Origin of the sequence: Candidatus Chloroploca sp. Khr17 (assembly GCF_004138165.1) — a bacterium.
Taxonomy (GTDB): Bacteria; Chloroflexota; Chloroflexia; order Chloroflexales; family Chloroflexaceae; genus Chloroploca.
The window spans coordinates 1-25,814 of the sequence record NZ_RYFF01000066.1 but is presented as its reverse complement, the minus strand read 5'-3'; the positions used below and the strand labels follow the sequence as shown (position 1 = coordinate 25,814).

General features: G+C 52.5%; 13 protein-coding genes and 1 pseudogene. 5 read left to right on the top strand and 9 right to left on the bottom strand.

What is annotated here, in order from left to right:
- The first annotated feature begins 273 nt into the window (after window positions 1-273).
- Both EKD05_RS22765 and EKD05_RS22760 read left to right on the top strand, forming a co-directional pair.
- The gene (locus tag EKD05_RS22765) at window positions 274-669 is read left to right on the top strand and encodes a hypothetical protein (protein ID WP_129677499.1); all 396 of its coding nucleotides are present in this window, start codon (window positions 274-276) and stop codon (window positions 667-669) included.
- Window positions 670-687: 18 nt separating this feature from the next.
- Window positions 688-1,632: a glycosyltransferase family 2 protein gene (locus tag EKD05_RS22760; RefSeq protein ID WP_129677497.1), complete on the top strand. Its 945-nt coding sequence runs from the start codon at window positions 688-690 to the stop codon at window positions 1,630-1,632.
- A gap of 252 nt (window positions 1,633-1,884) precedes the next feature.
- Here EKD05_RS22760 and EKD05_RS27320 read toward each other — a convergent pair.
- A pseudogene (locus EKD05_RS27320) lies at window positions 1,885-2,040 on the bottom strand (hypothetical protein); the annotation flags it as partial.
- An 87-nt stretch (window positions 2,041-2,127) separates the two neighbouring features.
- Here EKD05_RS27320 and EKD05_RS22750 point away from each other — a divergent pair.
- The 3 genes from EKD05_RS22750 to EKD05_RS22740 all read left to right on the top strand — a co-directional run bounded on the left by EKD05_RS22750 (window position 2,128) and on the right by EKD05_RS22740 (window position 3,393).
- Window positions 2,128-2,463 (top strand): DUF1153 domain-containing protein, encoded by a 336-nt coding sequence (locus EKD05_RS22750; protein ID WP_129677495.1) that lies wholly within the window; start codon window positions 2,128-2,130, stop codon window positions 2,461-2,463.
- A 97-nt stretch (window positions 2,464-2,560) separates the two neighbouring features.
- The gene (locus EKD05_RS22745) at window positions 2,561-3,226 is read left to right on the top strand and encodes a transposase (RefSeq protein ID WP_165360912.1); all 666 of its coding nucleotides are present in this window, start codon (window positions 2,561-2,563) and stop codon (window positions 3,224-3,226) included.
- A complete protein-coding gene (locus tag EKD05_RS22740) occupies window positions 3,190-3,393 on the top strand; it encodes a hypothetical protein (protein WP_129677491.1) in 204 nt (67 codons plus the stop codon). Before EKD05_RS22745 ends, EKD05_RS22740 begins: the two co-directional genes overlap by 37 nt.
- 191 nt (window positions 3,394-3,584) lie before the next feature.
- On the opposite strand, the gene EKD05_RS22735 is transcribed toward EKD05_RS22740, so the two are convergent.
- From EKD05_RS22735 to EKD05_RS22700, 8 genes are all read right to left on the bottom strand, one after another.
- Window positions 3,585-6,512, bottom strand: a complete 2,928-nt coding sequence (locus EKD05_RS22735) for a C1 family peptidase (protein ID WP_129677489.1) — start codon at window positions 6,510-6,512, stop codon at window positions 3,585-3,587.
- A 6-nt stretch (window positions 6,513-6,518) separates the two neighbouring features.
- Complete coding sequence (locus EKD05_RS22730) at window positions 6,519-9,206, bottom strand: DEAD/DEAH box helicase (protein WP_129677487.1); 2,688 nt, start codon at window positions 9,204-9,206, stop codon at window positions 6,519-6,521.
- A 65-nt stretch (window positions 9,207-9,271) separates the two neighbouring features.
- Window positions 9,272-13,069 carry an NACHT and WD repeat domain-containing protein gene (locus tag EKD05_RS22725; RefSeq protein ID WP_129677485.1) on the bottom strand — a complete coding sequence of 1,266 codons (3,798 nt, stop codon included), beginning with the start codon at window positions 13,067-13,069 and terminating at the stop codon, window positions 9,272-9,274.
- The gene (locus tag EKD05_RS22720; protein WP_129677483.1) at window positions 13,066-15,168 is read right to left on the bottom strand and encodes a CHAT domain-containing protein; all 2,103 of its coding nucleotides are present in this window, start codon (window positions 15,166-15,168) and stop codon (window positions 13,066-13,068) included. The genes EKD05_RS22725 and EKD05_RS22720 overlap by 4 nt, the downstream gene beginning before the upstream one ends.
- Window positions 15,169-15,848: 680 nt before the next feature.
- Window positions 15,849-17,237 carry a hypothetical protein gene (locus EKD05_RS22715; RefSeq protein ID WP_129677481.1) on the bottom strand — a complete coding sequence of 463 codons (1,389 nt, stop codon included), beginning with the start codon at window positions 17,235-17,237 and terminating at the stop codon, window positions 15,849-15,851.
- Between the two features lie 117 nt (window positions 17,238-17,354).
- Complete coding sequence (locus EKD05_RS22710; RefSeq protein WP_129677479.1) at window positions 17,355-21,533, bottom strand: WD40 repeat domain-containing protein; 4,179 nt, start codon at window positions 21,531-21,533, stop codon at window positions 17,355-17,357.
- Window positions 21,534-21,566: 33 nt separating this feature from the next.
- Window positions 21,567-23,642 carry a CHAT domain-containing protein gene (locus EKD05_RS22705; protein WP_129677477.1) on the bottom strand — a complete coding sequence of 692 codons (2,076 nt, stop codon included), beginning with the start codon at window positions 23,640-23,642 and terminating at the stop codon, window positions 21,567-21,569.
- A gap of 582 nt (window positions 23,643-24,224) precedes the next feature.
- A complete protein-coding gene (locus EKD05_RS22700) occupies window positions 24,225-25,493 on the bottom strand; it encodes a CHAT domain-containing protein (RefSeq protein WP_129677474.1) in 1,269 nt (422 codons plus the stop codon).
- Window positions 25,494-25,814 lie beyond the last annotated feature (321 nt).

Sequence of the window (25,814 nt, the reverse complement as noted above, 5' to 3'; positions counted from 1 at the left end):
TGGAGCGCCAACTGCACCGCGATGGCGCGTCGATACTCGCGTACGTCGGTGGTCGTTTGGAGAAATGCGTGCAGGTCAGTCTCCATCGGTCATCCTCCCAGGGTAAGCACGGTACGTCCGGGAGATGATACCACAAAATCGCCGCCTGGTTTACAAACCATCTAGGACTGCTATATTGCAAAAAAGATAGATATTCCACAATCTTCTCAACTATGCGCCATAACACTTGCCCAACTCTTTTTGTATCAAGGAGAATTAAAACAGTCTTTAGACATGATTGCCGTCGCACATGTCCAAGGAACACCGAAACATAATCACCTTGCCGCGGTCGTCCGAGGAGTAATATTAGCAAGGTTAGATCAACCGGACGAAGCAAAGATGGCTCTTACGAGTGCCATTTCTCACGCAGACAAGCTAATAGAACAATCTCCATCTGCGTTTCACGCAAAATACACGCGTGGGTTGGCGTTTTCTGGATTGGCACTTCTATCAACAGACGATCAATGTGAATATCTTTTGCAGTTATCCCAATTAGCATATGAAGAAGCCATTACATTGTGCAGCATGAAAGGGGTGGTAAATGATGCAATGCGAATATTAAGAGAGCTTGATTTTGTAGACAAATTTGATGCTTTAACTACAATCCGAAGAGTTTTAGATCGCAGTTAACAATCGAAGTACACCCATATGCATTACCCGCCCCCCTGTAATGAGCGTCCTTCATCGGTTATTGATGTTTCTGTAGTCATTGTAACTTGGAACGTTGCCGATTATTTGTCTAGATGCATAGAAAGCGTATTTTCCTCTAATCTGATAATTGACGATACAACTACCAATAAAAATATATTGAGGACTGAGATTATAGTTGTTGACTCTTGCAGCACTGATCATACTTTGGATATGCTCTCAAAATACCCGCAAATCAAGGTAATAAAACAAACAGAAAATACGGGATATACAAAGTCAGTTAATATCGGATTAGCAGTTACAAGGGGGCGTTATGTGTTGTTGTTAAATCCCGACACAGAAGTACTACCTGATACTCTGCAAGTCTTATCTTCCTATTTGGACAATAATCCAAGGATTGGGATAGTAGGCCCTCAAGTTCTCAATAGTGATCGCTCAATTCAAGATACACGTCGTCGCTTTCCCACGATTGTTGTTGGTTTTCTTGTAAATGGTTTATCCGATCTTGTGTGGATGAAACGATATGTTCCTAAGGACGTTCTAGATTATTACTATGTAAAGAATGAGCGAGATGATGCAGTTGTAGACGTGGAATGGCTGCAAGGTTCTTTTCTCCTTGCGCGAAGAGAAGTTTATGAGCAAATAGGAGGTTTAGATATTCGATTTTGGATGTACTATGATGACACTGACTGGTGCAGAAGGGCAAAAGAGAGCGGATGGAAAATTGTTTACAATGGAAGTACTAGTATAATTCACCATCAAGGAAAAAGTAGTGAACAAGTTCCCCAGAAGCGACAGTTCTATTATTATAGAAGTAAAATTTTGTACTTTCAAAAACACCATGGCATACTGATTTCAGTGTTGCTTTTCTATTGGTTGTCAATATTACACGAAGCTTGTCAGTGGTGGAAGCAGCTCACACGGTACACCCGCCAGAGCAACTGAGTAACTAACACTTGGAGGGAGAGCGTCAGGACGCGGACAAAGCGTGATGCCCACCCGTGGCATACTTATGCTTACCCCCTTTGTCAAGACCACCAAAGGACGAAAATAACACAACGAGTGTCAAAGGTTTTGGGTGTGTCCTGGCGCGGTCAGGCAGCCTCCAGCAGGCCGAGTCAAGACCAACTCTGCCGACACATCCCACTCTGCCTCGCTTACAAGATACCGCTGGTTTATGCTCACTGAGCGGGGCGCTCAACTCAACGAGGCGACCAGACGGGCAAATGGTGACACACGTGTCGTCGCTCGGGGAACCTCTTGCACCCAGGCCACGACGCGAAGGATATTCATGGCTACCGCAATCAGCATGTGTTGCACGTGGGTTTTGGCTTGGCCAATGTATCGAGAACGGCGAAGCCTAACCGTATACTGCCCCCCTGGACAGTCAGATCACCACGATGACATACTGACTAGTAGTCAGATAGGAAGGTGGAGCTGATGAGCAACGAGCAGACAACCAACGACGAAACCCTCAAGCGCTGGGCAGCCAAGCGCCGGGTCGCCCTGGTGCTGGAGATCCTGCGCGGCGAGACGACCGCGGACGAGGCCGCCCGCCGACACGGACTGACCGTCGCCGAGATCGAGCAGTGGAACGAGCGCTTCCTCGGCGGCGCCGAGAACGCCCTGCGCAGCCGGCCGTTGGATGATGAGGCCCTCAAGGATCAGGAGATCACGCGCCTGCAGCGCAAGGTTGGCGATCTGGTCATGGACATCGACATCCTCAAGGAGGCCCGTAAGGCAAACCCTTCGATGCGGCAGATGCGCGACGAGTGAAGGAGATGATGCCCACGGCATCGCTCCGCCGCATCTGCCGCGTCTTGGATGTCACGCGCTCAACACTGTATGAAGCCCAAGCCGCGGAGGCCACTTGTTGAAGCCCAGCTCCATCCCGTCGGCAGAACAGCGCGACCTCCGCGACCTCACCTGCTACCGGGAAACGCTCACTGATGAACACGCCCGTATCCTGAACCGCATCCAGAACGTGCTCGAAAGCGCAAACCTGAAGCTTGCCAGTGTCGTCACCGACATCCAGGGGTTGAGCGCGCAGGATATCTTGCGCGCCCTCGTGAAGGGCGAGACGAACCCCGCTGTGCTTGCCGCTTATGCCCGTGGCAAACTGCAGAAGAAGCAGGCCGACCTGGAGCGAGCGCTGGAAGGTCGCTTTCAGGAGCATCACCGCTTTCTGCTGAGCCGCCTGCTGGGGCACCTGGATGTTCTTGATGCAGAAGTGGCCGCGCTTGAGGCGTGTATCGACACGCTTGTGGAGCAGTTGCCTGCGTTTGCAACGGCCGTGGAGCGCCTCGACACGCTGCCAGGGGTCAACCGCACGGCGGCGCTCACGATGGTCGCAGAGATTGGGGTCGACATGGAGCGCTTTCCCACGGCTGGACATCTGACCGCCTGGGCCGGCCTCGCCCCAGGGAAGAACGAAACCGGTGGCAAACAACGGGCAACTATCGTCTGTCCAATCGCCGTGGGGCGCAGCGTGCGTCCGTTGGAGTGGCGCGCACCTTACTCCAGATCGCCTATTACCTGATCAAAGACGGCACGACCTACGAGGAACTGGGGCACGACTACTTCGACCAAGTCAACCGCGAGCGGACCCGCCGTCGGCTGGTACAACGCCTCGAAACGCCCGGCTTTGCGGTCGAGGTGCGAGACGCGGAGCGGCCTGCGACCGACCCGGCTTTGGCTGCCGCCTGATCTCGATAGCGGCTCGCCAGGAGGGAATTTTCATAGCAGGCAGAACGCCTTTCGTGCCGCACTCAATGACACCTATCTGGAACGCGTGCTTCGAATTTAAGATGCCATTGCCCTATGTTCGTCCTTTGGTGGTCTTGACAAAGGGGGTAAACATAGATCCGGCGGTTTTGGAGGATGCTCGAAGAGCGTCTTCATCCTGTCTCTTCCTCAGTCTGTGCTGGACTGGTCACAATACGAACGGCAGGATCACCTAGCAATGCATACGCCCTTGCATCACTGAAAGCCGCCCAGCGCGGTCCGATGCGTTGGATTTCAAACTCAAGATTGCCCTGAGCATGCCGGTATTTGTCAAGCAACTCGGTAAGGTGAACCGCGGTCATGCCTTGCCGCATATTGAACTGATCCGTTGCTTCACCAAGCCGTTTGCCATCAAGGATACGGCTTAAGAGATCTTCAAAGGCCTGCGCCTGGCGCGGCACCTTCAGCATTTCATCACGGAAGGAGTAGCTCCAGGCACGATCAACATGGCCGATCACGGCAAGCCCGCCTCGCTCGAGGATCCGTTGCGGTAACTGCGCTACAAATGCATGCGGTGCAAGTGCGGTGGGTGGCCCATCACGGCGTATGCGGAATGAGTCGATCGGAGGACAGCCAAGTCCAAAACACGCAAAGACTACTGCGATCAGGCCTTCAACCCGTGCATCTCCCGAAAGATCATCTCCGGTAAACCAGTGATCGCGTCGGGGTGAGCCAAAGCCGTCCCAGTCACTGCAGAGCAACGCGCCTTGTTGGGCAATCAGGTCGGGATGTCCGATGGGCAGATCGATGCCATGACTGGCACTGAAGACAACGGCCGGTTGATGGTCTTGGCCCTGAAAGAGGCGCTCTAATGCTGTGCGATGGGCGTTCGTTTCCAGGTAGGTGCGCGTAGTAAACCCAAAGCGTGTGGCAAGTGGAACCTGCCCGTCATTCCCGTCCAATAGTGGCGCGATCAGTTCGGTCGTACTCAGGGCCGTGGCCCGGTCGAGGTTGTGACGTGGCCCAAAGTAGACAAGTTCACGCGCTCGTTGGGTCATCGCACCCGTTTCGGCGCGGACAACCGCTTCAGCATATGCAGTGTAGGCACTGTAGCGATGCTCACCGAGCAAGTCGGTGAAGGTGAGGCGACCGACCCCCCAGAAGAGATCAAGATCATACTGAAGACGAAAGGGAATATGAGGATCACCAGTGTAGCGTGGCCCTGGGCGTCCTGCTAGCAGGAGATAGAAGGGAAGGCCACGGCGGGGATCGACAGCTCCAGCATCAGCACCAATGCCATGACGCGCAACCCACTGGTTATAGGCCTCGCCGTTTTCACCTCGACTCGCGTCAAAGAGAAACACGGGCACAGGGCTTGGTGCCTTGAGTGGAGAATCGACGTATGCATCTCCTACCACGCGGCGCAGCCATGCACCACAGGTTTCATCCTGGCGAGGCTCCGGCGGGAGTGCATATCCCTGTTGTTCACATCGAAGCTTCAGCAACGGCCATAGGGCAATAAGCAATTGTGCGCTATCCTGCGCACAAGCAACCAGTCCCCAGCCAGCGCCTTTCTTGGCGATCGCCAACTCGCCGTAGTCGAAACCATGAATGAGGCCGAGCGTTGGTTTGCCGTGACCCTCACGTCGCTCGTGCAGCTTTCGCTCCATATCATGTTTATCCCAAGCATTGGTTGCGGCTGTACTACGAGCCCCTGCGAGGTCAAAGCGATAACGCGCACGACCAATCGTGGGATCAATGCCATTCGGTATCATCCATGCAAGTGGGTTCTCTTCGCGTTCAATTGCATCAAACCACGTGCTTGTCACAGGGATGGGTGGCGTTGCCGTATCGCCTGAAGGAAGGAGGGGCTTCGTCCTGCCAGTCGCATCAATGCCAGTGGCTACATTGGCAGCAAGCGCAGCGATCAGACGCGCCTGTACGGCAACGGGAAGGTTCAGGCCTGCCGCAAGAGCTTGCTGGTAGCGCTCATCCATTTCGGTGTCGCGCTCTTCCAGCCTGCGTGCCTGCGAGGTGGCACCTTTAAGCACAAGGGCAACAATACGATTCTGGGCAGTCAGGACGGCATACGGCAGATGTGCATAGCCAGCGCCATCTGAATTTTCGCTGGCCCACTCAATGCCCCAACTATTCCGTACGATGAAGTATCCACCGCCTGGTACCGTTTCATCGTCACAGTAGCCCACCAGACACATTGCATGTCCACCAACATCATGTTCGCCCGGAAGTGGCGGGCGAAGGCGTCCTAGGCGAGTCACCTGACGCGACTTACTCCAATGCATCTGATACGTAAGACCGATCAGGACTGGACAGTCTGAAGCAAGATGGGACTTCAACGTAGCAACATCACGGGGGTGTTCGAGGACATGATATGTCGTAATGCGACGCTTCTGTGCATCATCTTGCAAGACAGGTTCATTATCAGGAGGGCCTTGACCGATGTTGTGTCGGTCGGCTGAAGGGTTCATTTGATAGGGCCAGAAGCTTTCAAGACACACCCCAAACTGTTGCATCATGGCGGCTCCAACGCTAGCGCGCGTCCCTTGCGCATCGTGTTTTGCCCCATCATGTTCCTTGCACAGCCAGAAGAGATACTGCTCAGACAAATCGGTGGGGTCACCACTCATGCATTGGTACATCGCAATGAGGGCAAATGCTACACAGGTCAAACGTTGTCCCTGATTGCCAACGACAGGAAAGCGATGAGTCAATGAGCAAGCAGCAGGTAATGATGGGGCATCAAACGTAGGTGGCGTTCGACTGAAATCAAGCCCTTCATCAAACTCGGAATCAAAAATGAGTCCGCCAGGAAATTCTGTATCGTGCTCAAGCGGATTTCCAAAATCTGCTGCTGCCGGGGACGCATGCACAGCAGCCTCAACGAGCTTTTGTACGGTTCGTTGATCGGTATTGAGCACTGCGCCCAGCGCACCAAGACCCGTTTCATACACGGGATTACGCATACGTGCCGTCGCAATAAATTCCTCAGCGGTCGTAATCCAATAATCTGCCAACGTGCGAAGAATCTCTCGGGAAAACGCTGGAATAGTAGCTAATGGTGTTAATTCATTGCTGTGCATACACCTTCACTCCTTGGATAGGTCAAGCATCTCTTGCACCATATCGGCACCGCGGCGCAAATCATGCGCCCGCAACTCGATCACCTGCCAGAGTGGCGCGCCATTCCGCAGACGTGTGCGAATGGCTCGATCACGGCGCATATTGATCCCGACGTGAAAAGCTGCGTCATCAATATAGATGGCTAGGCGGCGATCAGGGAGGGCGAAGTCAGCTACCGAGATCGGCGCACTGGTTGCATTGAGGGCCACTGGTACTTGCTTTTGTGGGTAAAAACCGTGCGGCTCAAACCGTGTTTGGCCGGTAACCCGGTTGCGAACGGCAAAGCGCTCTTCCTCGTCGAGGATGGGGCCGTTGTCACGGATGGCGACAAAGCCAGCATAGGTAACTGCCGGGATGGTTCGTCCTGGCGCATCAGCCAGGCAGGGTGAGCAGCGCGGTTCGTCAGTTGTCAATTCAGCGACATGCAGCACGTCTATTCCCCACGCCGATTGGTCCAACTCCAGCGCATGTGCGGTTTGGGCACGAACGCCAGTAATAAGCGCATCGACCGCTTTCTGTTTCGGTAGACCCTGAGGAGTAATGTGGGTGCGCGCCGGGGCCAGGGTGGCCGGGAGCGGATACGCCTGTTTATCACGGCTGAGCAGGCAAGTCTGTGGATCGAATAAGTCGGGCTCAACAGGCCGACCGCGCATCTGGCTGGTGGCTTTCGGTGTACCACGTCTTCCGAGGTTCTCGGGAGCGTCATCGTTCTCATCAAGCTCTGCGTCGTCGGCTGCTAGATCAAACCGTTGGGGTTCGTAGAGCAACCACTCCGCTGGTTCGTTCGGGGTCGCGCTTGGGGTAAGAACCCCGACGGTTGGATCTTTCGGGTCTTCGCCAGAGAACCGGAGATAGTCCGCAGCACAGCTACGGCAGAGATATAGCGGTGCTGTGCGGAAGCCGCAGGCGTGACACTGGCGCTCACCCATAGGATAGAGCTTGCCACACGCCGGGTTCAGGCAACGGTGAAACTGCCAACCCCCGCGAATGAGCCGATGTGCCCGTAAGCGCAGCACTCCAGGCGTATTATCGGGCAAGGCTGCGCCAAAGGTGAGCGCAGCCTTGACCTCGGCAGCAACATCTTTTTCTGCGAACGTGGTGCGCTCAGGCACAGTTGCCCCGATATGCTCAACAATCTGTGATGGTGATAACGGCGTGGTGAAAAGCAACCGATTCAGATCCCAGATCAGACGGGAGTGCTGTGTCGCTTCCACAAGCGGGGTCTGCGCGGGCAGGTCACTCAAGGCACAAAATGCTTGATGGACTGCAGATGCGTCCGACACCTCGAGTTGGGCAGCATTCACGATGCCTGGGTGAGCTGAATAATAGGCCTCCACAGGAGGGTGGATCTTCTCCAGTGTTTCGCCAATTACCCGGATTGACTCTGGAGTTGCTCCGGTCAAGGTTCTGAAGAAGCCTTGTACGGCTTGATCACGCAGCTTGAACTGCTCATTAGGAGCGAGATTTCCCTCAGCGAGGCTTTTGATCGTTGCAGATGTGCTGATCGGAATAAGATCTGGGAAGCGGTGCTTGCGTTCAGCGGGCGGAACCGTTTGGTGCCAATCCTGCTGCGCCCGGCCAAGATGTGCCGTGAGACGCCGCACAAGCAGCGCGATGCTACTGCCAAGTGTGCCTCGATAGGTATACACTTCGTCGAGCACCAGGAAGCGGCAGCGTTGATTGGCGAAAATATTGTCGCGATCGACTGGGCGAACCAGCAGGTACTCCAGCATCATGTAGTTGGTCAGCAGGATATGCGGCGGATGCCTACGCAACTCGTGCCGCTCTTTCTGGCTAGTGCCGCGATCATATTGACGGACATCAACCGTGCCACTAAAGCCAGAATCGCTGAGATACACAGTGATTCGCTCAATCTGGTCATTGGCTAGTGCATTCATCGAGTAGACAAGAATGGCAGCCAGACCGGGATGTTTGTAGCGGATGGCATCATCAATGGCGTTCTGGATAGCTGGCAGGAAGAAGGTTTCAGTTTTACCACTACCGGTGCCAGTTGTCACAACGATTGGGTCGGCATTCGGCCCCAGCAGATATTCAATTACCTCGGACTGGTGCAAGTAGGCGTGTAGAACAGCCCTGCGTTCCATAACCCCGGCCAGGTGCCCATCAAGGGATAGATCGCGCCAGCGTTTGCCGGGCTTGAAAGGGCGATGAGCCTGGAAGAACGTTTCCTGGGCCAGAAAGCCGGAAGTTGCCAACTCTTGCGCGAGTGCTTCCTTGAGCCCGGGATCTCTGGCGTGAAACTCATCACGCAGGTAGTCGCGATATTCTTCGATCACGCGATCGAGGGCTCGGATGGGATGGATCGCGCCGGAAGCAATGCGTACGGTCTCGGGAACTGACCGCTCATCCGGCAGGTCGTCCGGAGCGGCAGCGCCGAGGCGTCGGTGCAACCAGGTGGTCAATTGTGTGTGAACAATGGTATGAAGCGTGCTCGTGTCAATAACCTCAGCCAGATTCGTGATACCCCATTCCAAAGGAAGTGCGCCCAAAAGAGCATCAAGTTGTGTAGTATTAAGTGTTTCAACATTGGTGGCATCCAGACGGAAAGGCTTCTTCGTCAGCAGAATGCCTGTCGCAGCAAGAGCCTCATCGCTTCGTGCAAATAGTTCAGATAGGCGCAGGATGGTGCTCATGAGATCCTCAACAGGTTTAATATAAGCGGTTTCTGACAATACAAACCGCTAGGTTACGACCTGCTTCAAGGCCCCGGAGTGATCGTTGGCGATACTTCAACACAAGGTGCATCAAGTCGATAGAGGCGTGTCTGCTCGCAAGTCAAGCCAGGAATGTACCGATTTGTGCGCACCCAATTGATCAGTTCCCACAGCGACTCAACGCGCCAGACTCGGATGGTATCATCCGATGAGCTTGATAAAATAGTGCGCCCATCTGGTGAGAAGAGGACGCTCCACACACGTTCAGTATGACCTGTATAACGGCGCAGTTCCTGGACACTCGCTGGATCCCAAAGGCGCACGGTGTTATCGGCAGAACCTGACACGGCAATTTCTCGCACTGCATCGAGCGCAATCGACCAGACACCCGCCGTGTGACCGGAGATTTGCATACGTTCTTCACCGCTTGCAACACTCCAGGCCCGAATGGTGCGATCCGCAGAGCTCGAAACAAGGTGTGAGCCATCTGGTGTAAAGGCGACAGCAAGGACTACAGCTGCATGACCTTCGAAGCGACGTATCTCTTGACCACTCACGGTGTCCCATAGCCGGATAGTCTGGTCTTCAGACGCTGAGGCGATAAAGCGCCCCTCATCATTAGGGCTGAACGTTGCACCAACAATACCGGCCTGATGTCCCGCTAAGACACCCAACTCGTCACCTGTGCTACTGGCCCAAATGCGCATCGTTCTATCGCCAGAGCCTGAGAGTAGTCGACGGCCATCTGGGCTAAAGGCAACCACTTGGATTTTGCTCGTATGGCCGGACAGTCTTCGCAATTCCTGACCTGAACTGACATCCCAAACACGAACCGTATTGTCCGCAGAGCCAGAGGCTATGATACGACCGTCGGGACTATAAGCAACAGAAAGCACTTCCGCGGTATGACCGCTGAAGGTTCGCACCAATTGACCGGTAGCGAGATCCCAGAGCCGGGCGGTTCTATCTGCAGAACCAGACAAGAGGAACGACCCTGTAGGATCAATTGCAAGGGAATAAACATCGCCTTGATGACCGCTTAACGCACTGATGAGCGAATGGTCAGCGAGATCCCAGAGCCTCAGGGTCTTGTCTTCACCGGCCGAGATGAGTTGCTCACTACGAGCGATAAACTTCACATCAAAGACCGAACCTCCGTGGCCTATCAAGCGACGAAGTTCTCGCCCACTTTCGACATCCCAGAGTCTAATAGAATTGTCGGCCGCTGCTGAGGCAAGCTGTCTTCCATCTGCACTGAACGCGATGCTCCAGACCGTTGCTGTATGCCCCTGCAATCTGGCGCGTTCCTGCCCATTAGAAGGGTTCCACAAGCGAATGGTGGTATCCTGCGAACTTGACGCAAGAGTCTGACCGTCAGGGCTAAACGCCAGAGCACGAATTGCGGCTGTGTGCCCTTCGAAGGTCTGCAGCTCACGTCTGTCAGCAAGGTTCCAGAGAATGATGCGATTATTGTCAGTGGCACCTGCTACGGTGGAGCCATCGGGAAAGTAGGCTGCCACGGCAAGCCCAGAAAACCTCTCTTGCTCATCACCACTTGCCACGTCCCAAAGGCGCACTGAGCCGTCGTTTGAAGCTGATAATATGGTCTGTCCATCTGGGCTGAATTTGATTGTCGTTATCGCTGCTCGATGGCCTGTTAGGACTCTGATCACCCGCTTTGTGTTCAGATCCCAGAGACGGATAGTACGATCATCAGAGCAAGACACGAGCAAACGTCCATCAGGGCTTAGGGCAAGTTGGCGCACCCCCCCAGTATGCCCGGCAAGAGTATCGACGATCCGACCGGTTTCCTTGTCCCAAATTCTAATTGAGCCGTTCTGGTGACCAGACATAATCGTGTCACCGTTACTGCTGGACACAACACTCAGTGCGGTCGTCTCTGGAAGACCAGCAAAGAGCCGTACTGTTGCAGCGCTGTCTATGGCTTGACCAAGAACAACTTCGGCCTGGCGAGGAGGATTTTCCGCAGATGCAGCCGCCACGGCAAGAGCAAGCGCCTGATCAATATTACCGGCGGCCAGCGCTGCCTGGGCATCAGCAACAAGTGCGCGTTTAGCTAATTCAAGGGCGCTCTGTTCCGAGTTGGCAACTGCCGTTTCAGCGACGCCACGAGCCTGTTCTTCGGTTGCCCGGGCGACCACTGCCGTTTCTTCCGAAGACTCGGCTATCTCGCGCGCAATCTGTTCACGTTCTGCTGCAGCTTCAGCTTTGTCAGCAGCTTTGGAGGCTTCGCGATACTGAATAAAGGCCGTCAACGCCGCAATGATGATCAAAACCAAGGCAACTACGGCGATGACGTATTTCTGACGGGTCTGTGCTTCTTTCTCCTGCAAAGCGAGCACCTTCTGGCGGCTTTCCTCTTCTCTCTCCTGCAAAGCGAGCACCTTCTGGCGGCTTTCCTCTTCTCTCTCCTGCAATAAAGCATATTCTCGCTGAGCTTGCTCATCTTTCTCACGTAGGTAGCGACACGCATCAAGAAACTCGCGTTCGATCTGGTGGATCTCGTTCGGATTAGCGTGAGCCCACGCTTCGGCCTCTTGGAGAGAAGTATCACGCAGTAGCATACCGTCCGGGCACCCTTTGCTTTGCCACAGTTCAGCTTGTCTTGTTAGCGTACTGGCATGCAACTCCTGCCATTGCGCATTGCTCTTACGGATAGGTTGAATCAAGCGATCGTGAGCCAGTTCGAACCAGTTCGCGCCACGCTGTTGCTCGGCACGTACGAGACGCGAGTCCACAAGGAAGCCAATCACCGTATTTACGAGTCCTTCACTCTCTTGTGTCCCCTTACGTACCTGCGCTCGCACTCCATCGCTCGTAATGAGTTTTTTGTCAAACCATTCACGGATGGAGCGCTCAGGCGTTCCCGTCGTGGAAGCAATGATTACAACGCGCTCGTCGTAGTAGTCAGCCAGAGCACTGTCGACATCGGCAAACGCCGCCGTAATATCTGTCCGATCAATTTGATGATCGTCAGGAGTAAGGCGTTCCCACAACTGATAGCACACTACCTGCAGATGTACTGGCTCAATATAGCGACCAAGCACTTCGTATGTGCTTCCATCGGCTCGAACGACGCGAATGCGCCGTAAATCCTTCGCTAAATACACAGCGGCTTTTAGTGTAAATTCAACACCTTTTTCCGCTGCGGTTCTACGCATCGCTTCGATCGCTGCACGACGCTGTAAGAATGGCAGGCGATATGTCGTCTTAAATCTCCCTGGGAGTGCGTCAGCATATGACTCGATTGCCCCGAGATAGTCGTCACGTATCGCGAAGAGTGCCCAGATACGCTCATCAGCTAGCATCTCTCCTAATTGGGTGAAAAAGCCTAGTTTCGCATCATAATTCAGTGGATCGAGTGAGAAAATTTCCTCAAACTGATCAAAGATTACAGCAACACGTTCATTTACGTATTCAGATCGAACATACTTTTCAACGTAACTCGACAAGGAGTAATTAGCAAGCTGCGTAACTGCTAGCTGCTGGTCAGGATCGCGCTCAGCTTCAAGGCAACGAAGCGTATTCAATACATAACGATTAGCTTTATTCGGTATCGGCTGATCATGAGGAGTTTCAAACGACAAACGAACGAGAGGTACAACGTGAAACCCTTTTTCCCTCAATTGCCGTATCAAGACAGTCTGAATCAGCGACGTCTTTCCAGCGCCAGAAGGCGCGTGGCAAAGCACTACTCGCTCGGCCACCAAGAGACGTAACAACTCGCGTTGTTCGTGATCACGTCCGTACAGACGACGGTCGGGTGGGATGGGCCGTGGGCCGACGAAGGGGTTTTCCCGAGGTGGCAATTCTATGCTCATCGTAGTTCCCTTCGGTACCGAGATTGAAGTGCTTGCGCGAAATCCTCTGCATTGCCCCAGAAGATACTGATATCTGTTCGATCGTGGCGAAAATAGTTTTCCAGGTAACGCCGGGCGCGCCAAGGATCGAGAAACCGATCTTCCTCTGGTGCGATTTGCACGGCAAGGTGCGAGTAATATGCAAGGCTTTCAGCGCCGCCCTGTGCCATCAGGAAGCGGAATAAAGATCGAAAATGCCAGTCCTCGGCTTGAAAGCCCACCAGCAGCAATGAGCTGTCCACGAGCCGCTCGCGAACGATCGGCGATATCTTGTCACTGTTCCGGGTTACGCCAATTAAGTAGTCGAAGAAATCATCCTCAGTTAAGACTAGCGACTCAGGGTAGCTCAGACTACCAAAAAGCTGGTAGACGAGGGGTTGTTCTATGTCTGGTTCATAATCAACCTCAAATAACCTGGGCTGCCGAATAATCGCAGGGTGCCAGGGACAAATTCTTCTTACTGGTCTCTTCCCAGTTTTCTCAAGTGCCAACTCAAGCAATCTGCTGGGATCAGTGGTTACATAGACAGGGCAGTCAAGTTCTGCAAGAACCTGATGTGGGTCCGCTTCTATGCGGCCCTTACGCTGCTCCCAGGCAAGCACCATTAACTCATCAAGGAGCTCAACTGCTTTCCCTGGCTTGAGAGTCTTGAGGTCATGGTGCTGCAGGTGTTGCGGGATCTTGTCATAGCGATCGCGGATCCCCTGATACAGCTGCTCAACGAGTCTCGTAAACACAAACCAGCGCTTCTGACCTACCACAAGGTACTGTAGCACCTGTGGCAAGCCATCGCGATCGTGCGCATCCATAGGATACTCGCACTCACGTGCCAGACGCCAGGCAATGTCGTTACGTGAACCGAAGAGGGGCTCGACAATATCGGGGCCAATGATAGGGGTGCAGCGCTCCGTGCGAATGCTTGTCAGCAGTGCAGGCCATTTATCGTCTCCATCTCCCCGCTGATCGCTAGCAAAAGCTGGTGAATACCAGATCCGACCGCTCTTTAAACGCATGAAGAGGACTGGCTTCCAGACATCAGGATGAGCACGCAGGGTGCCCCGAGCAAGCGCCATAGCGCGATCAATTTGCCCATCCTGCTGAAGTTCGCGAAAAAATATTGGTATGAATTGAGATGCAAAATCAATCGTTACATTACCCTGCATTGCCACAACCGCTGGGATGCCAGCTTCGGCTAGGCGTGGTCCGAGTGCTGCCAGAGCGCGTTCGTCTGTACCACTCTGTCCTGAACCTGCCGATTGGCATGCTACGAGGATAGCTAGCAAGGGACGCCGACTTAGTTCTTTAACCCGGGTTATCAACTCATTGGCAGCGACTGGCTTTGCATTGCCATGTTCATCTTCCAAGTATAACCAGGTTTCACCTGAAATGAGCTTGCCATGACATACGAGATAGAGGATATCCTGTCCGTGAAGCATTTCGGCAATAAGGTTGTTGAGTGTCACTGAACGGTGTGTCACAGCAGTGGCGAGCACCTCTGTTGGAAAGCCTGCCAACCCTTCGCGAGCCAATGCCAATTCGCTGTCTACATCGATTGGTGTTAGTTGGTAATCGGCCAAATCTCGTGGGTTTGCGACTGCAACAAATGCGGTGATGCTGGTTCGGGAGCGAGGTTTTACCGTACGCCAATCACGACTACTCAAATAGCGTGAGAAATAGCACAACTCGCCCATAAACAGGGGGGTATTGTCATCTAGTTTGACCAGAGTTTCCCAGTGATAACCGTGCAAATTTGGTGCGCTCGTGCCAACGTAAATTCGGATGCGCAGTGGTATTTGATTGAATAGAGTAACACTGGAAATCTGATCCCATGCCTTACGCACAAGAGGATCGGCAAATAATGCTTCGCTTAGATATCTTCCGTAAGCATCTGGATCAAGTGAATGAACAAGGAGTTGTTCGTTATCAATCTGAATCGGCTTAGTTTCGTCACGCGAGAGTGTGATATCGACCATATCTCCCGTCAAGCTGAATCGTAGCTCCAGCGCATAGCTTTCAATGTCACGCCAGTGTAGTCCTAGCTCTAATTCAGCATATTGCATCACGTACCTCTCTGTATGAAGAAATTCGATTATGCCTGATATTATACAAATGTTGCTATGCTAGCCGATACCGCCTCCCCCGCTTCTCGCCCTCCTGACGCGCCACACCCTCTTCCACTAGGCGCCTGAGCAGCAGGTGCACCGTTGCCGCGTCAAGCTCTAGTGCCGCCTGAGCATCTGATTACTACATTAGATTTTAGCAGTGTCTTCAAGTGTTTATAGGCAGTTGCGAGATCAGACGATAGGTAGGAAAAGGTTTGACCTTTACCTGTGCTCTGCCTCGATCTCCCAGATCCCCGCGCAAGGGGTGTCAAGTTACTCTGCCCACCTGGGATAAGCGGTACTTTCCGCATCCACTCCCTCATCTCACGGAGTTGACCAATTTGAAACTGTTGCTTGCGAACACTCCAATTGTAGAATTCCTCGAAGAGTTCTAGTCCGCGCATTGACTCATCAAGCCCCCGAAGGCAATAGAGGGTTTGCTGACCAAAGCTGTCTGATAAAGACAACCTCCCAACGCAACCCACGAGCTTGAACTTCGGTTCCTGCAAGCAGCGTGGTCATACGCATCCTGAACACAACTTCAGAGCACCATAGAATTACCTTGAGCAGCACAACGGTGAGATGATCCTTACTTTCTCATAAGCAATGATAACACAAACGCGGTTCCGAACCTCTTGCTATTTGCTGCCCAATCCTGTAATTGCCGAACGGCTTGCTTCGATACCAAAACCCCAGGCGAGCAAGGTAGCATAGTCGGCCCAGGGATTTGCGCCAAAGGTGGGGGTGTTACCGTAGAGTTGACCGAGTCCGACAAGCGCAAGGAGCAAGATGAGAAAGCCCGAACTGAGCCAGAGTTCCAAGAAACGGCGGGAACTCGCCTGTTGCCCGTGCGCTTCTGACGTATTGATTGGCGCAAAAGTTGGCATATTGGGAAAGGAGAAGAGTCCGGGTTGTGCATCGAGTGCCCCACCAAAGAGAGGATCATCAACGATAGTACGTCCTGGTGCCTTCGTTCTGATCTCATCAGCTAACGCCTGAAGATCTTTCTTGAGCAAATTGCGGTTGATATTGTCATTTGGATCAAGATTCGAGAGGCGCTCTTTAAGCGTCTCGACACGTTGAGAGAGCAGAGACTCATTGATACTTTGATGAAGCAGATCCTGAAGCTTAGCACAGATAGTTTGATAATCCTTGAAGGCATACTCTTGTCCTTTCAGACGGCCTGCGAATTCATCAAACTTTTCCGGGTGGAGGACTGCATCACGAGCAGCATCCTTGAGATTCTGTTCTACTTTGCGGATATATGCGGAACTATCATCAGATGATGCGATCCTGGTGTTAAGCTCATCCATAAAATCAAATTGCTCTTGCCAATTGACTCGATCACGTCGCCAATACTGCCAGACATGTTCAGCTTTGCCCATGTAGTCACGCGCCTGTTCCAGGTCAGACCGCTGTAAAGCACTTTCCACATCCATCAACAAGCGCTCGATCTGCTCTTGAAAGTTCTTGACGAGTTTGAGATCGGTGCGCACCTGACTGCGCAGCCGCCCGGCACGAATGAGGATGTCGTCGTACGGGCGCACCTGCTGGCGATAATAGGTGAGCATGCCGCCGCCGACAATGCCGAGCAGCAGCACCGCGAGCGCCCAGCCCCAGGGGTGTTTGACCTGCACCGTCACGGGGAGACTCAGGACATCGTTGGCAGAGGTGAGCAGCAGTTCGCCCTGATACGCACCGCTGGCGCTCCCCTGCAGATCAAAGGTGGTCGTCACGGTCAGCACCTGGCCAGCTGCCACCTGAGTTGCCGAGGTCTGGATCGTGATCTGCGGCGCGGGAATAACCTGGCCCTGGTCGCTGATCAGATCGGTGGCAAGCCCTTGCAGCCCGGTGATCGGCGTGGTGGCACGGATCACCGTCGTGCGCGTCAGGCGCTCGCCCGTCACGCCACCGGCACTGATGCGCATGGGGGTCGCCGTCAGGCTGCCCTGGGCCTGCGCTGATGAAACGAGCAAGAGCCAGTAACTACACAGACCAATGAACAACATAAGTCGTATGCGACGCATTATGGGTATCCTTATACAAACCTATGCTCGTTGATCCACAACCATAAGATCACCAAGACCCTCAAGGGGGCATCCAAGCGCACCTCGCCGCTGCGTGTCTTGCTGATGCAGAACAGTTCAATCCTCATCCATAATACCAATACGAGGTAATGGATGGCGGTGTTTGTGAGCTTGGAACGATAGTGGAGAAGTCAAGCCAAAGAGAAAGAGTTCCTCCTCAGTAAGTCCTCGACCAAGACGCGTGGCGGCCATATCAAGCAGATCTTCTGTTCGTATCGGATACCGGCGAACACTCCCATCGCCAGCACCAACAACCACTGACCGTCCATCCAAGCTGAAAGCTAAACTACGCGCTCCCCCGATGTGGCTACGCAGCATGTTTACAAGCTCGCCATCCCAAGACCATAGGCGCACGATGCCATCACGAGATGCACTCGCAAAACCTTGACCCTCAGGCATGACGGCTAGACCCTCAACCCAACCGCTATGAACAACCTCTCGTTCAAGACGCCACGTCTCGACATCCCAGACTCGAGCAGATTTGTCAGCAGAACCCGTAATCAATTTACGTCCATCCAGGCTCATCGCCGCACTGATTAACCTACCAGTCTGCATACGATAGTGGTGTGCAAGGAGTTGCCCATTCGATGCCCATACACAAACTGATCGATCAGCAGCCACCGTTATACTACGCCCAGAGTTATCAGGAAACCAAACGACTGCGTGAACTATCCCTTTATGGGCTTCATAAGTTCTGATCAATTTTCCGTCAGTTGACCACAGTAATGCTCGATGATCGGCACCACCAGTAAGAATCTGTTGCCCATCAGGCGAAAATGAGACCGTCATTACCGATGAGCTATGGGGTAACACCACCACATGAGCTTCATCATGGATGCCGAATATAAAAGCACCTAACTCCCCCCCAACCGCAAGGAGGCTACCATCAGGGCTGAAGTCAAGGGCCTTTTGTACCTGACCACTGCGCAGTACACAACGACTCAGTGTGGCGCCTGACCAGAGCAATACTGTGCCATCATCTGAGGCTGTTGCCATCGTATGGTTGTCAGGACTCAAGGCGACAGCATTAATAGAACTGGTGTGACCATCAAAGACTTCATATGGCTTGGTAGGTTCAGCCCAAACTCTAGCAGTACCATCACGCGAGACAGTTAATACGCGATGACTACCAGGCAAGAACTTTACATACTGAATCTGCTCAGTGTGCCCTCCGAGGACAGCGATTTCGTTACCATGCAACCCCCAAATCCGGGTTGTTCCATCAGAAGACCCCGTAATAACTGATTGATCATCATCACTGAAGGCCACACAACGAATGAGTCCTGCTTGTCCTGTCAATATGCCAACTGAACGTCCGGTAGCATCCCAAATACGCGTAGTACCATCCCATGATGTTGTCGCGATCAGACTCCCATCCTTGTTGAAGGCCGAACTTGTAATGGGTCCTCGATGCCCCTGAAGGGGGAGAACTTCTCGGCCTTTCCCGTGAATTGACCAGAGGCGCGCATCGCCATCCCATGAGCAGGTGAGGATTTGCTGACCATTCGGGCTAAACTTTGCCTGCGTCAGCCCATCGCGATGACCGGTCAATTCAACCACTAGGTGTCCCGTTAGGGTCCATAAGCGGGCACTATGATCACGCGATGCGGTGACCAACCATTTTCCATCTGGACTAATGTCCACATCACGGATCGAGTCTCGATGTCCTTCCAAGACTGTTCGCAGGCTTCCATTGGCCGACCACACCATTGCACGTGTATCGTGTGATGCAGTGATAAAGGACTTTCCATCCGGACTCCAACAGATAGCCCTGACGGTATCGGTATGCTCTCGCACAATCCTTTGTGCTTTGCCCTTGTCAAGATCCCACAATCTGGCGGTGCCATCCCGTGAACCAGTCAGCAGTTTTTGTCCATCGGGACTAAATGACATTGACTCAACAACATGTTTATGTCCATTCAGCCGTTGCAACAGGTAGCCTTCAAATGACCATAGACATATCGAGCCATCCGCAGCACCAGTAGCAAAGTAGGGTTTACTGCGACTAACTGCGCCGACGATCAGCGGAGCGCGATGTTCATCCAGAACGATCGGTGTCCGTTCGGCCTTTGTGAGTACTATGCGAAGTGCCTGATGCGTAAGTGGAGTGTCCTCACGAGTAGCTGCTTCGGCTGCGAGCAGTAGCGCTAACTCTGGGTCGTTGTAAGTCAAACTTTGTGCGGCGAAAGCGAGCCGTTGAATATCAGCACGCCGACGCTGCTGCTCAAGTTCTTTGGTCAACTGTTCAAGGTGGTGGATCGTCTGTTCGCGCTCGTGTTCGACACGCTTCTGGTCATGGATCGAAGCCTGTACAAACTGTTGTTCCAGGAGATTTAGATCATCGTAACGCCGAGCTTCATCAAGTAATGCGCCCCGTAACAGAGCCCCCGGATCATTCCCGTGACGTGCCCACTGTTCAGTTGCTGCTGTGAGTCGTTGGCGTTGACGTAGGGTTAATCGCTCATCTTCGAGCCACTCAACGAGAGTCGGCCAATTGCGCACGAGTGCTTCATGAGCTATCTCAACCTGATCGTCGTCAGGAACCTTGCTGAATGTTAAACGCACAAGGTGAGCATCAACCAACTTCGTTAACACGCGCTCGATTCGTCCAGGATCTTCTCTCAGAGTGAGCAGATCGGCACGACGGACACGATTGCTCGTCACTTCCAGCCCCTCGCCTGGACGAACCAGGCGCAGAAGTAAACGCCGTGCGGTCATCTGATCCTCGGGAATAAGGTTTGCGTAGAGAGCATCAGCCGCTTTTGCGAGCGCTCGCCGACCACCACCCACTTCCTGATACGCCGTAAGTGTAATGCGGTTCCGCTGGCGCCGTTCCCAGAGTTTCAACAACGTGAATTGGAGAAGCGGAAGTGCTGCCGGTTCGCCAAGAAGCTCTTGGAGCAAGTTTTCGGTAATACCTGTTTCAAAACGCAAGCCTACTTTATCAGCTGGTCGCTCAATGGCTTCTCGTAATTCGGCAGCGTTCAAAGGTGCGATAGTTACACGACCGGCTTCAAAGAGCGGGAGGAAAACTTCAGCACGGGTGATAAAGGGTTCAAAATCACCACGCATCGTCAGAATGACACGATGAGGTACGCCAGGATCAGTCACCAAAGCCAGCAGCGCAGCGAGAAACTGCTTGCGCTCTGCCTCATCAGTGCAAAGAGTGAACAACTCTTCAAATTGATCGATGATCAGGACAACAGGATGTGCAAGACTAGCGGGAATCATGGCAAGCACAGCGTTACCATCTATGCGCAGTTGATCACGTCGATGAATAGCAGTTGAAGGTAATTGGATTTCAGAGATTAATCCGGCGTTTTCTCCTGCGTACAAACTAACTTGTACGACGCCAGTGTCATAAGGCGGTGTTGAAAGGGACGAAGAAACCCTATTAGGAGGGACAGCAGGAGTATCGAGTACAACAGCCAGATTTGTCAACGGATGACTGCCAGGAACCATAACTGGAAGATAGTACCAGTCACGACTGTTCGGGAGTGTTCCAGCTTGAAGTGAAGGAATGAGGCCAGCCTGTACTACGGATGATTTGCCGCTGCCTGACGGCCCTAGCACTGCCAGTAACCGTTGCGTAGCAAGCATCTCAACGAGTTGCGTGACGCTTCGTTGTCTTCCAAAAAAGTATCCCGCATCGGTTTCACGGAAGGCACTGAGGCCAAGATATGGACACAGATGATCGGGTATAGTTGGCGCCAAACGAGGATCGAAGTCATCTAAGAAATCGACTGTGCTTGGACGTCCAGCGCGATAGAGTACATTGTTCCAGAAGCTAAGCAGTTCTTGCACTTCATCGCGATGATCGTTGTCATCAATGATCCGACCGGCAAGGCGGAGCATTTCTATGAATCGCTCAATGTCATCAAGCACTATAGAAAGGGCTTCATCTGATGGGTCTTGCAGTGCTTCCCGACGTTGGTTCATAAGCCGAATGTGGAACACACGTAACGCGCTCAGCGAGAGAAGTTGGGCTGCCACGGCAAAAAATGGACCAATGTGCAACTCGTTTGATATACCTGTTGAACCTCGTGATTTGCGTACCGTATCAACAACGGTGCGAAGCAACTCCATCCCACTTTCACTCGTCAACAGGCTATTCAGGTCTACCTGCGGCAACTTCTCAGTAAACTGGCGGAGGTTGCCAAAAAATGTCTGTAAGCTCGGCCAACGCCGCTTAGGTTGCAGCGACCAATCAGAAGGGTCATCAATTCCTTTGTTCATAGTTACTGCTCCACTTATAACCAAGCTATTTTGTTAACGCTCCTCAAACCACATGACGATCTGGCGTAGCGGTTCACCTATTGTCTGAAGGTCGTTGCAGAGAGTCAACAGTTGATGGTCTGCTTGATTGAAACTGGTGCTGACCTGAATGATAAAGCGCTTAAAATGGCGTATCTTGAGCATATCTCCCACTGTGAGACTCTCTTGCAAGGCTCTGGCGCTTTCAGAGAGATTCTTATAGCGATGCTCTTCAAGAGCTATCAGTTGGGTAATGATTGGTTCAAGGTCGCTCCAGACATCGTCTAGCTCTTGCGGCTGATGCTCGATCTGCGAGCGTACGCCGCGCAACTCATGATCCAAGACTTGAAAGAGGTTATGCGCTCGAACCTGATTGTCAAGTTGTTGCGCAAGGTGCTCAAGCGCCTCAATACCAGAAGTAAGCCTACCAAGTGAATTGTCAAGATCAGCGGGATGGTTGAGCAATAGCAAGCGTCTATGCGCCTCACTCAGAATTCCCACGAGGGTAACAAGACGAAGTGTACCCACAGAAGCCACGAGTTCGCTATTGACTCGCATTAGTTGTGCAGAGAGCAGAGCATCGAACTGGCTCAACACTTTTCGCAAGAGATCCCCATCGAACTGCTTAATCGAGCGGCGTAGCTCATCACGCCGATGCTCTAATCGTCGCATCCAAACACTTTCCTCGGCCTTAAGGCTGAACTGATTGGCAACACCCAGCAAACGCTCAATCAGGCGTCGCGTTTCGATTTCATGCAACTCAAGGTCCTCCCAGGCCTCTTCACTGTCGGTTAGTCGACGTGCAGCCAGATGAAGCAGCCTGACGAAACTCTCCAGTTGTTGCCAAAGATCATGCAACAGTTTGTACGTAGCAATAATCTTCACCTGGTTATGGGTCATGCCAAAGTTGGCATGATAGTTGGCAAGCATAACGCGCAGTTCTATCCGCTGCTGCATGAGTTCGTGGAGTGCGTGTAGACCGGTAGACGCAACCTGAACATCACCTTGTTTAGCCTGCCAGATACGGCCATCATTTGCCCGTAAATAAAGAATGGGCATCCACCAGGCATCGTCTTTTGTTAAGCTAGCGCGGGCTAGTGCGAGGGCACGGTCAACTGTTCCATCTTCAGCGAGAGCTTCAAAAAAGCGCGGCATCATCTGCTCAATTATTGCGATAGGGACATCGCCCTGCATACCAATCACTGCGGCAACCCCGGCGCGTGCCAGCCGCGGTGCTAACGCACCAGTTATATAATCAGACCCGTTACCTGCACTACGACATACTGCCATCACAATGAGCAGAGGTCTGTGATCAGGGCTAAGATCCGTAATAAGTTGTTCCAGCATGGTGCCGGAGACAGGATCACATTCTCCATCATCTTTTTCGATATACAAGATAGCATCATCATTTTCGATATTACCATGACACATGAAATAAACAATCGGATAATAATTATTTTCTAATTCGGATATAAGTGAATTTAATGAACCTTTTTTATTTCCAATTTCATTTGACAAAAAACAAACACTTATATCAGTCAATGCAACTCGTATCCGCTCGGCTTCACCAGCTACTGCTAATGGTTGGAGGCCATATGTTGTCTGAATATCAGCAGGATTGCCTATCAACACAAGGGCACGCAATTCGGATCGCGGAATAATGGGAACCCGACTAAGATCACTCGAGTCGAGGTAACGAGATAACAGCATGCGCCGACTAGAAGATAGTGGAGATTGGGAGTCGGGATCACGAAGGGTTTCCCAGCGTAAAGTATGAAGATAATATGATTGAGGATCAATGCGTAAGCGTATGCGAATTGGACATCCAATTACTTCAGCCTGGGCTTTTGCTTTAATCCAGGCATCGCGGAGGGGTTGTGGTTTAAAAAACGTTTGAGTAAGCTTATCGCCATAGTGATCGGGATTCCATGCATTACTTGCCAGTTCATTCAAATCAAATTTGATTAACTCATTGTGAGCGATGACAGGTCGACTATTACTCCAGGACGCCTGAATACTTACATCAACAGAAACCGTACTTTCGTCTATAGATCGCAACATAAACTCGATCTGAAGAGGAATAGTAGTCATATTACGTTTCACCTCCCATTTTGATGAATCGACCTGTATTCTGTAGGATGGAACATTTTCTTTAACGCTAATCCCTCCCGATTTTCCAGTAGGCTGTGCAGACTTCGAATCAGCAACAGCAGCCTAGGCATACAGCAGCGTACACTTTTTTCTCTAAAGTATACGCTGCCAAGTCGACGCAAATACGGGCAGCAATATTCTCCATCTAATAACTGATAACATTCATGAGTACAGCTTACAGTCCCAATGTGGCACACATTGTCATCGCCTCAGATGACCGCAAGGGTGGTAGTCTGAGGCGTAGGGATGGACGAGGTGATCATAACCATCAATGTGTTGTCCTAAGCGGGGGTGCCGATACGCAATGTATCGAGATTGTATGCCGTTCTCAAGACCCAATTGGCATGCCCTGAGACGACTTGTCCACTGCTACTCTCAGGAATAATTATAGGCAGGTATCTGAATTCGTAGCATACACGATTCATCGCTCATGTGCAATAGAATTTTAGTATGGAAAGATAAATGGGCAACGATCTGCCAGATCTCCGTGTTGCGATCTTGCTTGCCCTTTCAGTCAGGCTGTTATCTTTTGGGCCTATCTTCTGATGACTCGGTTGGCCCACGACCACGCTGGTGAGCATCTGCGATCTCACTCTCTTCGTCAGCACTGACAGTCTGATGACTTCCCGCCTCCCCTGATTGAGTAACATTTCGCACGCTACTCTTGCGAGTGGCCCTAATCATCTGCGCTACACCGCTAGGCAGAGACACCCCGGTAGAATGCTCGTTGCTGACATCCCATAGCCGTCCGTCGGTTCGCAGCCATAGCACAGCTTGCCACCAAGGTCGTGCACTGCCAAGGGCGGCCCTCGCTGCAGCCAAGGCCCGGTCGATCTGCCCGTCGCGGCACAACTCAGTGATCAATGGTGGCAAAAACGCCTTGATGGTGCTCATCGCCACATCCCCTTGGAATCCAAGTACAGCTGGCACTCCGATACGGGCAAGCCCTGGCCCCAATGCGTTTAGCGTGCCGTCGTAGCCAGTGCCAGCACTATGGCAAGAGGCGAGTACAAGCAATAGCGGACGCATCGAAAGGCACTGAATGGCAGCAACGAACTCCAAACCCGAGCGAGGATCAGGAGTTCCATCTTCCTGTTCGAGCCAGAGGATTGGCTGTGAATCGAGTAACGTTCCGTGAGCAACGAGGATAACTAGATGCGGGCCATTGCGCAACTGCGCGGTGAAATTCGCTAAAGTCGCTCGCCCGACCGCTTCGGCGTGGTCTGCTAGAATAGTTGTTGGAATAGCATTCAGCGCCTCTCTGGCACGGCTCACTTCCCCATCCACATCTATTTTGGAGAGGCGATATTGTGCAAGATCTGATGGATTGGCTATGACAACTAGGGCGCGTAAGGCGGGATTAGGAGATATGACAATCGGTGTTAAATCAGCACTGTCAAGGCTGCGTACAAAACGAATTTGCTCGTGGAGCCCGATAGGTTGATCGGTCTCAGGGTTTCGTAGTGTCTCCCAACGAAGAGCGTGCAGGTGGTCAGCGGATTTATCGAGATGTAGACGTAGCTGGAGGGTATCCTTTGCGGCGTAGGCGTAGGCGTAGGCCCTAAGCCATGCGTCGCGAAGGGTTTGATCTGCGAAGAGTTGCGAACTGAGGTGTGCCCCATAGACGACAGGATCGTTGGCGACACTAAGCAATCCCCCGATATCGATCAGGACGGGCGCGTTGGAAGCTAGTACCGCAGGGGCTGCGCTGACGTGACTCGTCAACTTAGCATCAGCAATGAGGCTTTCGTCAGAGAGCTGGCGGACGTGTAATTCAATAGTGGTTGTCATACTATCTCCCGAGGGGTCAGTACAAGCTCTTTGAGATTTGTTGCGAAAAACATGCGTTCATGAATTTTGTTTTACCTCATTACAAAAGCCATATTTTGAGTAGTCTCACCAGTTATCGATGCTACAAATGGCAAGAGCCCTTGCAGATTCTCCTGACCCGGAATAACGAGTTTGTCAACCACGGTAACTTCTGGATAGCCCACTATTATAGCACGGTACATCGCAGTTGTTTGGCTTCCTGGATGTGACCGTTAGGGTTTGGGGACTACTTCTGCCAGGCTCTCTGGGGGCCAGCCGAGCAACTGACCTCGACAGAGTTGC